Here is a 14107-nt window from a genome sequence, read left to right as displayed (position 1 = left end):
ACATCAGCGCGGCTCGGGAACCATCGGCAGCGGCCCCGTCGTCAGGCTCATCCCGGCGTGGGCGCGGACCTCGCTGCCGGAGACGGGAAGCAGCCGCCAGCGGGAAGCCAGCGCGGCCAGCGCCAGAGTCGCCTCCGTCATCCCGAAGACGTCCCCGATGCACTTGCGGCTGCCGGCGCCGAACGGCAGATACGCGCCGCGGGCCATGTCCCGGGCCCGCTCGGGCAGCCACCGGTCGGGGTCGAACTTCTCGGGATCGGCGAAGAACTCCGGGATGCGGTGGACGACGTACGGACTGATCAGTACGTCGGTCCCGGCCGGCAGCGGGTGCCCGCCCAGGGTGGTGTCCTCCGTGACCGCCCGCGTGAACATCCACGCGGGCGGATACAGTCGCAGCGTTTCGGTGAAGACCCGCTGGGTGTACGCAAGGCGCGGTACGTCGGCGTACGTGGGCGTCCGGCCGCCCAGCACCTCGTCGACCTCCGTGTGCAGCCGCACGGCCACTTCGGGGTGGCCGGCCAGGAGGTGCCACGCCCACGTCAGGGCGGACGCCGTGGTCTCCACCCCGGCGAGCAGCAGGGTCATCACCTGATCGTGGACCTCTTGGTCCGACAACCGGCTGCCGTCCTCGTCGTCGCGGGCGTCTAGCAGCGCCGACAGCAGGTCACCGCGGTCCTCACCGGCACGCCGGTAGCCGCTGATGATGCCGTCGATGAGTGTGTGCAGCCGGCCCAGGGCCTGGTCGAACTCACGGTTGGCGGCCAGCGGCAGTTTGGCGAGCAGCCCGGTGGGATCCACCGCTCTGCGGTAGGCGCCCCGCACCATCACGGGCAGGCTGCGCTGGATCTCGGCGACCGCGTCCGGGGCCATCTCCGTGGAGAACAGGGCGCGAGCCGTGACGCGGGCGGTCAGTCCCTGCATCGCGTCGCTGATGTCGACCGGCTTTCCGGCCTCCCAGGAGTCCGCGTGCGCCGCGCACTCCTCCTGCATGACCTCGGCGTAGGCGGCGATGCGCGCCTTGTGGAAGGCCGGCTGCACCAGGCGCCGCTGGCGGCGGTGGTCGGACCAATCGGAGGTGATCAGGCCGTTGCCCAGGATCGGGCGGGCCTTCTCCTTCACCGGGCCTCCGGTGTCGTAGACCCGTGCATTGAGGAGGACCTGCTGCACCAGGTCGGGGTGGCAGGGCAGGAACGCCGGCTTGCTGCCGATCCGCAGTTCGACCAGGTCCCCGAGCTCGGGCAGGGAGTTCAGGAACTCCAGCGGGCGGCGGCCCATGCTCAGCGCGTGGCCCACCAGCGGCAGTCGGTGGGGTGCCGTGGCCACTCGCCAGGCGCGCTCGGCGGTGTCGGCAGTGGTACTCATGCGTCGGATGTCCTTCGGTGGCGGGGCGGGTGGAGTGGGGCGGCTACCGGAAGAGGCCACGGTCAGCGGCGCTCGCAGACCATCGGCAGCGGGCCGGCCTCCAAGGTGGCCTTGGGCTCGGGCCGCAGCCCCGTCCCTGGCACCGGGCGCAGTCGCCAGCGCGCGGCGATGGTCGCGACGATCAGCGCGGTCTCGGTCAGCGCCAGCACGTCACCGATGCACTTGTGACTCCCCGCGCCGAACGGCAGCAGGGCGCCGCGGGGGATCTCCCGCGCCCGGTCCGCCTCCCAGCGTCCCGGATCGAAGGTCTCGGGGTCCGGGAACAGGTCCGCGTTGTGGTGGAGGGCGTACGCGCTGTAGAGGATCATCGTGCCGGACGGCAGGGTGCGGCCGCCCAGCTCGACGTCCTGGGCCGTCACTCGCATCGCCATCCAGGAGGGCGGATACAGGCGCAGTGCCTCGGTGATGACGGTGCGCGTGTACGGCAGGGCGGGCAGGTCCTCGTAGACGGGGGTGCGGCCGCCGAGCGCCTCGTCGACCTCGGCGTGCACCCGGGCCTCCACCTCCGGCAGCGTGCCCATCAGATGGAAGACGAAGGCCAGCGTGGACGCGGTGGTCTCGCTGCCCGCGACCAGGAAGGTGACGACCTGGTCCAACACCTCGTGGTCCTGGAGCCGTTCGCCGGTCTCCGGGTGTTCCGCGCGCAGCAGGACGGACAGCAGGTCGCCGCCGTCCGTGTCGGAGCCGCGCCGCACGCTGATCATCTCCGCCACGATCTCGCGCAGCCGTGCGTTGGCGCGGTCGTAGGCGCGGTTGCCGGGCGTCGGCAGCTTCTCCTTGATGCCCAGCGGTGCCGTGGTCCGCTTGTAGATGCCGTGCGAGACGGTACGCAGGCACTGCCGCGCCTCCTCGATCACCGCGTCGTCGAGACCGGTGGAGAACAGCGTCCGGGCGGCGACCCGCATCAGCAGCGCGTGCATGGCGTCGCTGATGTCGCGGGTCTCTCCGGGCCGCCAGGCGTCGGTCACCGTGCGGGTGTCGTCCGCGACGGCCGTGGTGTATTCGGCGATCTTCGTCGAATGGAAGGCCGGCTGGATGAGGCGCCGCTGGAAGCGGTGCTCCTCGCCGCGGGAGACCGAGAGGCTGTTGCCCAGCAGCTGCCGCGCTTTGTCGAACACGCCGCCCTTGTCGAAGACGCGGGTCTGCAGCAAGACGTGCCGGACCAGTTCGGGGTGGGCGGCGAGGTAGGCGCGCTTGGGTCCGAGCCGCACCTCGACCAGATCTCCGTGGGCGGGCAGCGAGGCGAGGAAGTCCAGCGGGCGGCGCCACAGGGACAGCACGTGTCCCAGCAGGGGCAGACCGCCCGGTGCGGTGCCGAACCGCCAGGGGCGGTCCTCCGGGGCGGATCTTGCCGGGGGAGAGGCAGGGGGTGACGGATGGGCGGAAGAGGTCATGACCGTCCCCTTACTGGATGCGCGCGTTGACGTCGTTCACGGCTGCCTGGTAGCGCCGGTCGCGGGTGGTCCAGACGAAGTTGCCCTGCACAAGGTCGAACAGGATGTCGCGGGTGGTCTCGTCGAACGCCGCGATGCAGGTCAGATCCTCGGTCATGTCGTCCAGCCGGGCGCGGAAGAAGTCCCGGAAGGCGGCCTCGTCCGTCACGTCGCACAGCCGGAAGCAGTTGGTGATCTGCCCGAGCGCCGCTTCCCGCTCGTAGGAGTAGAAGTCGTTCACGATGGCCAGGCCGCGTGTCGTCATCCGCGCGGCGAGGCCGGTCTTGGCGTGCTCGGTGAACTCCGGCCGCCCGTAGATCGGGTAGGACATCTTCATCCAGAAGTCCACGCCGACATCGGTGACCCGAAAGCGGAAGTACTGTTCGGGCGAGGTGGTGCACAGCGCCGTCTTTATCGGCGAGTCACGGAACATATGATCACTGGTGACGAAGGCGCGGGCCCCCTCATACGCGAACGCGGCGTCCTCCGGCGTGTAGTACCGCTCGCACACGGCGCGCAGCTGCGGCAGGAAGACATCGAAGTCGTGCAGCCGGGGGTCCATGTCGTCCCACACGAACGTCACGCAGTTGAGTATGCAGACGGCCTTGAACGCCTCCATGTCCTTGATGTTGCGCGCACTCTGGGACCACCGCACGACGTCCATGTACGAGACCCAGCGCTTGTCGGACACCACCGCGCCCAGCGGAGTCACCGCCCGATTGCAGGCGTCGATGACTTCTCGCAGTTCCGCCTCCGACATCGGCACTTTCTGCGCTTCGTACCCCACATGCCGATCGAACAGTTCAGCGAACCGGTCGGTGCATTCCTGCCAGTAACGCGTCATCCCCGGCGGGTTCGAGGGGGAGGCCGCGTCGGGGGAGACGGGTGCGGTGAGGTCCGTGGTCATGAGTTCCTCCTGGTGGCTGTGAGAGCGAGACGTTTCAGAGCGGCGGCGGCTCCGGGCGCGAACGGGGCGGCGTCCAGTGCCCGCAGGGCCTGTAGGTAGCGGTCGTCGATCATGCGCTCGACGGCCTCCCTGGCGCCGGTGGCCGCGAAGACGGCACGCACCTCCGCCGCGCCCGCCTCCGTCAGCTCGGGATCGCCGATGAGCGTGCGCAGGCGGGCGGCCCGCGCCGTGTCGCAGGCGCGCAGGGCGAGCGCGACGAGGGTGGTGTTCTTGCCGGCGCGCAGGTCGTCGAGGCGGGACTTGCCGGTCTCCCCGGTGTCCCCGTACACACCGAGCAGGTCGTCGCGGAGCTGGAACGCCTCGCCGAGCGGAATGGCGTAGGCGCTGTACGCGGCCATCACCTCCGGGCCCGCGCCCGCGAGCGCCGCGCCGATGTGCAGCGGACGCTCGACGGTGTACTTGGCTGTCTTGTAGCGATTCACCGTCATTGTGGCGTCGACGTCGTCCGTGAGTTCACCGGTGGCCCTGAGGTCCAGGTATTGACCGACCATCACTTCGCTGCGCATTTCGGTGATCAACGGCAGGACGTCCCGGAATTGCCGCGAGGTGAGATCCGCGGTGTGCAGAAGCTCGTCCGACCATGTGAAGGCGAGGTCGCCCAAGAGGAGTGCGGCGCTGACACCGAAATGTTCGGACCTGTCGACGCCCTCCTCTTCGGCCAGCGCTCGATGGAGAGTGGGGCGACCGCGTCGGATGTCGCTCTCGTCCATGATGTCGTCGTGAATAAGGGCGAATGCATGGAACATTTCCAGGGCTGCGGCGACGCGCACGACACTGTCGCTTCCCTGGTAACCACCGGCCGCCTGCCAGCCCAACACAGTCAGCACCGGGCGGATGCGTTTCCCCTCTGCCATGAATTCGGCGAAGAGTGTGAGCAGGTGGCTCATCTGCGATTGCTCGGCGACGTTCTGCTTGCTCGCCAGGAAACTTTCCAAGGCGATGTCGACGGCCTTTATCACCACCTCGGCCTCGAAATCCTCGGGAGCCGCGGTCTGCATCGTCATGTTCGTCTTTCATCCCCTCGTACGGCCCTGCCGGCTCCGCGCGCACGCCGCGGCACCCCGGGAGACGGCATGCCGGAACGACCGGCGCGCCACGGGATGGTGGGTGCGGCTGCGAGGCCCCAGGGCCTGAAAATGGACGTGCGGTGAGCAGTCGGCGTCAGGACATGAGGTCCACGCGGAGTTCGCTGAGACCGCGGATGTTGACCTGAGGCCGCCATACGACGTCCTCGTGCGCCAGGGTGATGTCACGGTATCTGCGGACCAGCTCCGAGAAGACCAGGCGGGCCTCGGACTTCGCCAGCAGGGCCCCGATGCAGTAATGGGGCCCACCGCCGAAGGACAGGGGGCGGATGTCCGGACGGCGCAGGTCCAGACGGTCGGGGTCGGGGTAGCGCCGCGGGTCGCGGTTCGCGGCCCCCAGCAGGATCATCACCTTCGCGCCGGCCGGAATGGTCCTGTCGCCGACCTGGATGTCCGCGGTGGCGATGCGGGCCACGAGCTGGATGGGTGCGTCGTACCGCAGGAGCTCGTCGATCCCGTTGTCGATGAGGGTGGGATCCTCGCGCAGTGCGCGCAGTTGATCCGGGTGGCGCAGCAGGCCGAGCATGCCGTTGCCGATCAGGTTGACCGTGGTCTCGTGGCCGCCCATGAAGAACATCATCACGTTCGCGATGATCTCGTCGTCGCTCAGCCTCGCACCGTCGAACTCGGCGAGGAGAAGCCGGGAGAGCAGGTCGTCCCCGGGGTTCGCCCGCCGCCTGGCCAGGTGTTCGGCGATATAGGCACCGAACTCCGCGGCCGCGTCGTTCATCGCGCGGCGCGTCGTCTCGTCCACGGCGGGGTCGATGACGTGACCGAGCGCGTCGGTCCACTTGCGGCAGAGGTCGCGGTCCTCCACGGGCAGTCCGCCGAGCCCGCAGAAGACCGTCACGGGAACCTGGGCGGCCAGCCGGCCGATGAGGTCGATGTCGCGGCCGCTGCCCATGTCGTCCATGATCCGGTGCACGATCCCGGCGACGCGTGGAGCCATCTCCCGGATCGCCTTGGCCGTGAAGACCGGATTGGCGAGGCCGCGCAGCCGGCGATGCGCGTCCCCGTCCCTCATGAGCATCCAGCTCCGAGTGGCCTCGACGATCGGGCTGTCCTGGCCGCCGCGCTGCTCGGACCATCTGGGGTCCTTCGGATACTCACTGCTGAGCCGATTCACGCGGATGACGGACGAGGCTTCGCCATATCCGGAAATGACCCAATGTCCGTAGGGCGTAAGGTGTATCGGCTCCGCTTCGCGCACCCGCTTGTACAGCGGATAGGGGTCGCTCTGCAGACGCGGATCCCGTGCATTGAACAGCACGTCGGGCGGTAAGGAATCCATCTCTATCTCCCCCTGATAGCGGCAGTGCTGCGTCGGGGCGGCCGCCGTACCGGCACCGACCCCGACGATCAGATACTAAGCACACAACAACCTGCAGCCACAAGGACTTTAAGAACCCGTCAGGCGAGGCCGACTGCGGTGTTGTGCGTGAGCCGTTCCGCACCATCCCGCGCTGGACAGAGCCCCCGATCCCGTCTTAGGTTCGGGACGTTCGACGGAAAATCTGTCTTGTGCCACTGGGGGTCTTCACGATGCGACGCACTGTTTTTGACGAGGACCACGAGGCGTTCCGCTCGGTCCTGCGTGACTTCATTGCAATGGAAGTCGTCCCGGTCTATGGAGAGTGGGAAAGCGCGGGGTGCGTGCCCCGTGAATTTTACCGAAAATTGGGCAAGATCGGCATCCTGGGGCTCGGGATTCCGGAGGAGTACGGCGGCGCGGGGGAGCGGGGCTTCAGGTTCAACGCGGTCATCGCCGAGGAGTGTGCCCAAGCGGGCGTGACCTTCGGCGGTGCCAGCGCCCATCTCGCGCTTCCCGCCACCTTCGTGAAGTACACGACGGAGGAGCAGAAGCGGCGGTGGCTGCCCGGATTCGTGTCGGGCGAGCTGATGACGGCCATCGCGATCACCGAGCCGGGCGCCGGCTCCGACGTCGCCGGCATACAGACCACCGCCGAGCTCTCCGAAGACGGCACGCATTTCGTGCTCAACGGCGTCAAGGCGTTCGTCTCGGGCGGCGCCCAGGCCGATCTGGTCCTCGTCACCTGTCGTACGCCCGGTTCGGGGCAGGAAGACCGGCGTGGCGGCCTCTCGCTGATCGCCGTGGACGCGCACGCCCCGGGCGTCACAGTCAGCGCCGAGCAGGCCACGCTCGGCCTGCGCTCCTCGGACATCGTCGAGATGACCTTCACCGATGTGCGTGTCCCGGTCGCCGACGTGGTCGGTGAGCAGGGCAACGCCTTCGCCTGCCTGGCGGACATCTTCCCGCAGGAGCGGCTGGGGATCGCCGTCGGCTCCTATGCGCACGCCGCCGCGGCGGTGCGGTTCGCCACCGAGTACGTCCAGCAGCGCACCGCGTTCGGCAAGCCGGTGGCGGCCTTCCAGAACACCAAGTTCACTCTCGCCGACTGCAAGGCCCGCGTCGACGCGCTGCAGGCGGTCGTGGACCGGGCCCTGGAGGCCTTCGACGCCGGGCAGTTGACAGCGGAGGAGGCCGCCTCCGCCAAGCTGTACTGCGCGCCCGCGGCCGCACAGGTCGTCGACGCCTGCCTCCAACTGCACGGCGGCTACGGCTACACGACGGAGTACCCCATCGCCCGCCTGTACGCCGACATCCGCGCCAGCCAGATCTTCGGCGGCACCAACGAGATCATGCGCACCATCGTCGCCAAATCGATGGGCCTGTGAAATCCGGCCGCGTGCGGCGGTTCCGGCTGACCCGAGGGTGCTGGGGGCGGCCGGTCAGGCGGTGGCGCAGTCCGGGCAGCGGCCCCGGAAGGTCACCTCGGCCGTCGCGACCGTGAATCCGTACCGCTCGGACGGCGGCAGGTCGGCCAGTGGGTCGCCGTCCGGATGGACGTCCCGGATCGTGCCGCAGGCCGAGCACACCAGGTGCTGGTGGGGGCGGTGGGCGTTCGGGTCGTAGCGCTGGGCTCGGCCGTCCGTGGCGAACTCGATCACCTCGCCGAGCGAGACGAGTTCGCCGAGCGTGTTGTAGACCGTGGCGCGGGAGATCTCCGGCAGGCGGGCCGTCGCCCGGGCCAGTATCTCGTCGGCGGTCAGGTGGACGTGGTCCCCGTCGAGCACCTCGGCGATCACTCGGCGCTGGGCGGTCATCCGCCAGCCGCGCCCCCGAAGCCGTTGGAGCAGGTCACTCATGACCACCACCAGTCCTCACTGTGCCTACCGATGAATGAGTCCGCGTGCGCCTGTCCGTCGTATTGACTTGGATTTCGTCCATCGTAGGATCGGATCCGGCTGACAGCCAAGGGACAGGGCAACAGCAGGTGCTGACACGGGACTTCACTGGATCGCCTTCCGGCCCGCGTGGGCGCCCGCTCCACCACCCTCCGCTCTTGAGCACCGCGATCCGCCCTCTCCGGAAGGATTCCCATGACCGAGAACCACGACGCGATCGTCACCGACCCCAAACCGGAGGAGACGGGCGGCTGCCCGGTCGCGCACCGCGCGCCGCACCCGACGCAGGGCGGCGGGAACCGGCAGTGGTGGCCGGAGCGCCTCAACCTGAAGATCCTCGCCAAGAACCCCGCCGTGGCCAACCCGCTCGGCGAGGAGTTCGACTACGCCGAGGCGTTCAAGTCCCTCGACCTGCCCGCGGTGAAGCGGGACATCGCCGAGGTCCTGACGACCTCGCAGGACTGGTGGCCCGCCGACTTCGGCAACTACGGCCCGTTCATGATCCGCATGGCGTGGCACAGCGCGGGCACCTACCGGATCAGTGACGGCCGCGGTGGCGCCGGCGCCGGCCAGCAGCGTTTCGCCCCGCTCAACAGCTGGCCGGACAACGCCAGCCTCGACAAGGCCCGCCGTCTGCTGTGGCCGGTCAAGAAGAAGTACGGCAAGGCCCTTTCGTGGGCCGACCTCCTGATCCTCACCGGCAACGTCGCCCTGGAGCAGATGGGCTTCGAGACCTTCGGCTTCGGCGGCGGCCGTGCCGACGTGTGGGAGCCCGACGAGGACGTCTACTGGGGACCCGAGACCACCTGGCTCGGCGACGAGCGCTACACCGGAGACCGCGAGCTGGAGAACCCGCTCGGCGCGGTCCAGATGGGCCTCATCTACGTCAACCCCGAGGGTCCCAACGGCAATCCGGACCCGATCGCGGCGGCCCGCGACATCCGTGAGACGTTCCGCCGGATGGCGATGAACGACGAGGAGACGGTCGCCCTGATCGCGGGCGGTCACACCTTCGGCAAGACCCACGGCGCAGGACCGGCCGACGCGGTCGGCGACGACCCCGAGGCCGCCCCGATGGAGCAGATGGGCCTGGGCTGGAAGAGCACGCACGGCACCGGCGTGGGCGCCGACGCGATCACCAGCGGTCTTGAGGGCATCTGGACCGACACCCCCACGACGTGGGACAACAGCTTCTTCGAGATCCTCTTCGGCTACGAGTGGGAGCTCTTCAAGAGCCCCGCGGGCGCCCACCAGTGGCGGCCGAAGGGCGGCGCCGGCGAGGGCACCGTCCCCGACCCCTTCGACGCGTCGAAGACCCACGCTCCGACGATGCTGACGACCGACCTGTCGCTCCGCTTCGACCCGGTCTACGAGCCGATCTCCCGCCGCTTCAAGGACGACCCCGCCGCGTTCGCGGACGCCTTCGCGCGGGCCTGGTACAAGCTGACCCACCGCGACATGGGCCCCATCGTCCGCTACCTCGGCCCCGAGGTCCCGAGCGAGACGCTGCTGTGGCAGGACCCGCTGCCCGAGGCGACGTACGAGACCATCGACGCGCAGGACGTCACCGCGCTGAAGGCGCAGGTCCTGGAGTCGGACCTGTCGGTGTCCCAGCTCGTGTCGACCGCGTGGGCGGCGGCCTCCTCGTTCCGGGGCAGCGACATGCGCGGCGGCGCCAACGGCGCGCGCATCCGCCTGGAGCCGCAGCGCGGCTGGGAGGTCAACAACCCGGACGGGCTCGCGGCGGTCCTCCGCACCCTGGAGGGCATCCAGGAGTCCTTCAACTCGGGCCGCACCGACGGCAAGCAGGTCTCGCTCGCCGACCTGATCGTGCTGGCCGGCAGCGCGGCGGTCGAGCAGGCCGCCAAGGATGCCGGCTTCGCCGTCGAGGTGCCCTTCACGCCGGGCCGCGTCGACGCGACGCAGGAGCAGACCGACGTGGAGTCGTTCGCCGCGATCGAGCCGCCCGCCGACGGGTTCCGCAACTACGTCGGCAAGGGCAACCGCCTGCCGGCCGAGTTCCTGCTCGTCGACAAGGCGAACCTGCTCACGCTGAGCGCCCCGGAGATGACGGTCCTCGTGGGCGGCCTGCGCGTCCTGGGCGCGAACCACCAGGGGTCCCAGCACGGCGTCCTCACCACGCGGCCCGGGACCCTGACCAACGACTTCTTCGTCAACCTGCTCGACCTGGGTACGCAGTGGAAGTCGACGTCGGAGGCCCAGGACACGTTCGAGGGGCGCGACGCCTCGGGCGCGGTCAAGTGGACCGGCACCCGTGCCGACCTGGTCTTCGGGTCCAACTCCGAACTGCGCGCGCTCGCCGAGGTGTACGCGAGCGACGACGCGCAGGAGAAGTTCGTGAACGACTTCGTCGCGGCGTGGGTGAAGGTCATGAACCTCGACCGGTTCGACATCGCGTGACATGTGCCGGTCGCCCGGGTGACACCGGGCGACCGGTCGCCGGGCCGAGTGCCGCGCGCCGATATTCGGTGCCGTCCCGGGCGCCCGGCGTGCAGACTCGTCGCATGGCGGACATGTGGGCGTTCAGGGACGCGGTCAGCAGCTGGGCGGCGGGGGCTCCCGGCGGACCCGCGAGGGAGCTCGCGGTGCGGCTGGGGCTGCGGACCGCGGTGCTTCTGGAGGGGCCCAGCGACCTGGCGGCCGTCGAAACGCTCGCCGCGCGGCGGGGCCGGGACCTCGCCGCCGAGGGCGTGTGCGTCGTACCCATGGGCGGGGCCATGAGCGTCGCCCGTTATGCCGGGCTCCTCGGGCCGACCGCTCTGGGCCTGCGCCTGACGGGGCTGTGCGACGTGGGGGAGCGGCGCTTCTACGACCGTGGTCTCGAGCGGGCCGGGGCCTCCCCGCAGGACGTCCACGTCTGCGCCGCCGACCTGGAGGACGAACTCATCCGCGCGCTCGGCACGGCACGGGTCGAGGAGATCGTCGAGGACGAGGGTGACCTGCGCGCCTGGCAGACCCTGCAGCGGCAGCCCGCCCATCAGGGAAGCCCCCGGCACCAGCAGCTGCGACGCTTCCTCGGCACGAAGAAGGGGCGCAAGATCCGTTACGGCCACCTCCTGGTGGCGGCCCTCGACCCGGACGGGACACCGGCCCCCCTCGACGACCTTCTCGCGAGCGTGTGACCGGCATGAGCTTCCGCCTTGCGGCGTACGCCGTGTGTGTCGAGGACGGCCGGGTGCTGCTCGCCCGTCACGTACCGCCCGCGGGCGAGAGCAACTGGACGCTTCCCGGCGGCAGGGTCGAGCACACGGAGGACCCGTTCGACGCGGTGATCCGGGAGGTCGCCGAGGAAACCGGCTGCGACGCGGTGGTCGAACGGCTGCTGGGTGTGGACTCCCGGGTGATCCCCGCCGCCGAGCGCCGCCCGCCCGACCCGCCCGGTCTGCCCGACCCGCCCGGCCCGTCTGGTTCCCCCGGTCCGCCCGGCTCTCCCCGCTTGTCCGATCATCAGAACGTCGGCATCTTCTATCAGGTCCGCATCACCGGCGGCCTGCTTCGGCCCGAACCGGGGGATGAGATCGCCGAGTGCGTGTGGACTCCGCTCGCCGACGTCGCCCGCCTGCGTCGGTCGTCACTGGTCGACATCGGTCTCGCCCTGGCCCGGACCCGACCCGAAACCGGCCACGTTGCTCCCGTGCAGGTCGGCGGTCTGATTCAGCATTGAGCGAGGGCCGAGTCGGCGGTGGCGCGCCCCGGATATCGGCCATCCGTGGCGCGCAGATCACGGCGACAGGACCCATAAGGCAGCCTTATGGGGTCATAAAGCCGACCCGCCTACTTACTTAGGCTTGCCTTAGTTTAGGCTTTCCCTCGAGTCACTCCATCACCGCTCGAAGGGAACCTCAACATGCCTCGCCCTCTGCGGGTAGCCATTGTCGGAGCCGGCCCCGCCGGAATCTATGCCGCCGACGCGCTGCTCAAGTCCGCAGTGGCGGTCGAGCCGGGTGTGTCGATCGACCTCTTCGAGCGGATGCCGGCCCCCTTCGGCCTGATCCGCTACGGCGTCGCCCCCGACCACCCGCGCATCAAGGGCATCATCACGGCCCTGCACCAGGTGCTCGACAAGCCCCAGATCCGCCTCTTCGGCAACGTCGACTACCCGCGCGACATCAGCCTGGACGACCTGCGCACGTTCTACGACGCGGTGATCTTCTCCACGGGCGCGACGGCCGACCGCGCCCTCGACATACCCGGCATCGACCTCGAAGGGTCGCACGGCGCCGCCGACTTCGTCTCCTGGTACGACGGGCACCCCGACGTGCCGCGCACATGGCCGCTGGACGCCGAGAAGGTCGCCGTCCTCGGCGTCGGCAACGTCGCGCTCGACGTGGCCCGCGTCCTCGCCAAGACCGCCGACGAGCTGCTGCCCACCGAGATCCCGGCGAACGTGTACGAAGGCCTGAAGGCCAACAAGGCGCTGGAGGTCCACGTCTTCGGCCGCCGCGGCCCCGCCCAGGCGAAGTTCAGCCCGATGGAGCTGCGGGAGCTGGACCACTCGCCGAACATCGAGGTCATCGTCGACCCCGAGGACATCGACTACGACGACGGGTCGATCGCGACCCGGCGCGGCAACAAGCAGGCCGACATGGTCGCCAAGACCCTGGAGAACTGGGCCATCCGCGACGTCGGCGACCGCCCGCACAAGCTGTTCCTGCACTTCTTCGAGTCGCCGGTCGAGATCCTCGGCGAGGACGGCAAGGTCGTCGGCCTGCGCACCGAGCGCACCGCCCTCGACGGCACCGGCAACGTCAAGGGCACCGGCGAGTTCAAGGACTGGGACCTCGGCGCGGTCTACCGTGCCGTCGGCTACCTCTCCGACGAACTGCCCAAGCTGCCCTGGGACATCGCCTCCGGCACCGTCCCGGACCAGGCGGGACGCGTCATCGAGGAGAGCGGCGAGCACCTGCGGTCGACGTACGTCACCGGGTGGATCCGGCGCGGTCCCGTGGGTCTCATCGGCCACACCAAGGGCGACGCCAACGAAACCGTCGCCAGCCTCCTCGACGACCGCGAGAACGGCCGGCTGCACACCCCCGCCTCGCCCGAGCCCGAGGCCGTCGACGCCTTCCTCGGCGAGCGGAACGTCCGCTTCACGACGTGGGACGGCTGGTACCGCCTCGACGCCGCCGAGAAGGCGCTGGGCGAGCCGCACGGCCGCGAGCGCGTGAAGATCGTCGAGCGTGAGGACATGCTCAAGGCGAGCGGCGCGTAAGGCTCCCGGCAGGAAGACTGATTCCGGTCGTCAGTCGAGGTGCCCCGTGGCGCCGAGGCTGACGACCTGCCGGTTGTGGAAGAAGTCGTCCTCGCGCAGCTCGGTGATGCTGCCCGAGGGCGCCCGGAAACTGACCGAGCCCAGTGACTCGTACGGCATCTTGATCCAGGCCGTCACGACGAACGTCAGGGCGAAACCGTGGGTCACGACGATCTGGTGGGTGCGGGAGCGCCCCAGAATGTCGTCCATGGCGGCGTGGACGCGCCGCGCGCACTCCCCTCTGCTCTCGGCGCCCCGCACGCCCTCGTGATGGCCCATCCGGTCACCGTCGGCCGGTGGCGGGACGAAGCGCCGGTCCAGCCACTCCTGCGGGCGGCCCTCCGCCTCTCCGTAGGACTTCTCCCGCAGTCTGCGGTCGAGGATCGGCGTCACGCCGAACACTCCGGCGATCTCGTCCGCCGTCTCCCGGGCCCGCCACAGGTCCGATGAGACCACCTCGACCTCCGTGCCCTCCGGGATCTGCGCCCGCAGCGTCCGCGCGATGGCGGCCGCCGCGCGCCGGCCCGCCGCCGTGAGGTGTGAGTCGTGCCAGCCGCCGACGACCTTTTCGACGTGGTGGGTCGCCTCCGGGTGGGCGACGACGTACATGCTCCGCATCAGTTCCTGCCTTTCCGCCGAGTGGCTCCGCAAGAGATGATGCCGTGTCGCGGAGCTGGCCTGATCCGCCGCGTGCGCAGGCGAGTTGGTGGCGCGCCGTCGT

At 69.7% G+C, this 14107-nt stretch carries 12 protein-coding genes; 5 read left to right on the top strand and 7 right to left on the bottom strand.

Annotation, left to right across the window (positions count from 1 at the left end; genetic code table 11):
* Positions 1-3: 3 nt before the first annotated feature.
* From ACZ56E_RS12375 to ACZ56E_RS12355, 5 genes are all read right to left on the bottom strand, one after another.
* Positions 4-1362, bottom strand: a complete 1359-nt coding sequence (locus tag ACZ56E_RS12375) for a cytochrome P450 (RefSeq protein WP_471213599.1) — start codon at positions 1360-1362, stop codon at positions 4-6.
* A 62-nt stretch (positions 1363-1424) separates the two neighbouring features.
* A complete protein-coding gene (locus tag ACZ56E_RS12370) occupies positions 1425-2816 on the bottom strand; it encodes a cytochrome P450 (RefSeq protein ID WP_471213597.1) in 1392 nt (463 codons plus the stop codon).
* A gap of 10 nt (positions 2817-2826) precedes the next feature.
* Entirely contained in the window at positions 2827-3762 is a 936-nt protein-coding gene (locus ACZ56E_RS12365; protein ID WP_471213596.1) for a terpene synthase family protein, read from the bottom strand.
* Positions 3759-4826 (bottom strand): polyprenyl synthetase family protein, encoded by a 1068-nt coding sequence (locus ACZ56E_RS12360; RefSeq protein WP_471213595.1) that lies wholly within the window; start codon positions 4824-4826, stop codon positions 3759-3761. Before ACZ56E_RS12360 ends, ACZ56E_RS12365 begins: the two co-directional genes overlap by 4 nt.
* A gap of 157 nt (positions 4827-4983) precedes the next feature.
* Positions 4984-6198, bottom strand: a complete 1215-nt coding sequence (locus tag ACZ56E_RS12355) for a cytochrome P450 (RefSeq protein ID WP_471213593.1) — start codon at positions 6196-6198, stop codon at positions 4984-4986.
* A 251-nt stretch (positions 6199-6449) separates the two neighbouring features.
* Between ACZ56E_RS12355 and ACZ56E_RS12350 the strand changes: the two genes are divergently transcribed.
* On the top strand, positions 6450-7604 hold the full coding sequence (locus tag ACZ56E_RS12350) for an acyl-CoA dehydrogenase family protein (protein WP_471213590.1): 1155 nt from the start codon (positions 6450-6452) through the stop codon (positions 7602-7604).
* A gap of 54 nt (positions 7605-7658) precedes the next feature.
* Here the strand turns inward: ACZ56E_RS12350 and ACZ56E_RS12345 are convergent, their stop codons facing one another.
* A complete protein-coding gene (locus ACZ56E_RS12345; RefSeq protein WP_471213588.1) occupies positions 7659-8075 on the bottom strand; it encodes a Fur family transcriptional regulator in 417 nt (138 codons plus the stop codon).
* Positions 8076-8309: 234 nt separating this feature from the next.
* Here ACZ56E_RS12345 and katG point away from each other — a divergent pair, with 234 nt between their 5' ends.
* The 4 genes from katG (at position 8310) to ACZ56E_RS12325 (ending at position 13347) form a co-directional block, all read left to right on the top strand.
* Positions 8310-10535, top strand: a complete 2226-nt coding sequence (gene katG / locus ACZ56E_RS12340; RefSeq protein WP_471213587.1) for a catalase/peroxidase HPI — start codon at positions 8310-8312, stop codon at positions 10533-10535.
* Positions 10536-10639: 104 nt separating this feature from the next.
* Positions 10640-11257, top strand: a complete 618-nt coding sequence (locus ACZ56E_RS12335; RefSeq protein ID WP_471213585.1) for a TOPRIM nucleotidyl transferase/hydrolase domain-containing protein — start codon at positions 10640-10642, stop codon at positions 11255-11257.
* A 5-nt stretch (positions 11258-11262) separates the two neighbouring features.
* A complete protein-coding gene (locus ACZ56E_RS12330; protein ID WP_471213584.1) occupies positions 11263-11799 on the top strand; it encodes an NUDIX hydrolase in 537 nt (178 codons plus the stop codon).
* Positions 11800-11982: 183 nt separating this feature from the next.
* A complete protein-coding gene (locus ACZ56E_RS12325; RefSeq protein ID WP_471213582.1) occupies positions 11983-13347 on the top strand; it encodes an FAD-dependent oxidoreductase in 1365 nt (454 codons plus the stop codon).
* 30 nt (positions 13348-13377) lie between these two features.
* Here the strand turns inward: ACZ56E_RS12325 and ACZ56E_RS12320 are convergent, their stop codons facing one another.
* Positions 13378-14004 (bottom strand): histidine phosphatase family protein, encoded by a 627-nt coding sequence (locus ACZ56E_RS12320; RefSeq protein WP_471213580.1) that lies wholly within the window; start codon positions 14002-14004, stop codon positions 13378-13380.
* Positions 14005-14107: the final 103 nt, after the last annotated feature.

This window comes from Streptomyces sp. NPDC039480 (assembly GCF_055597165.1).
Note: the sequence above shows the minus strand (reverse complement) of the source record. Positions and strands in the feature narration are given on the sequence as shown.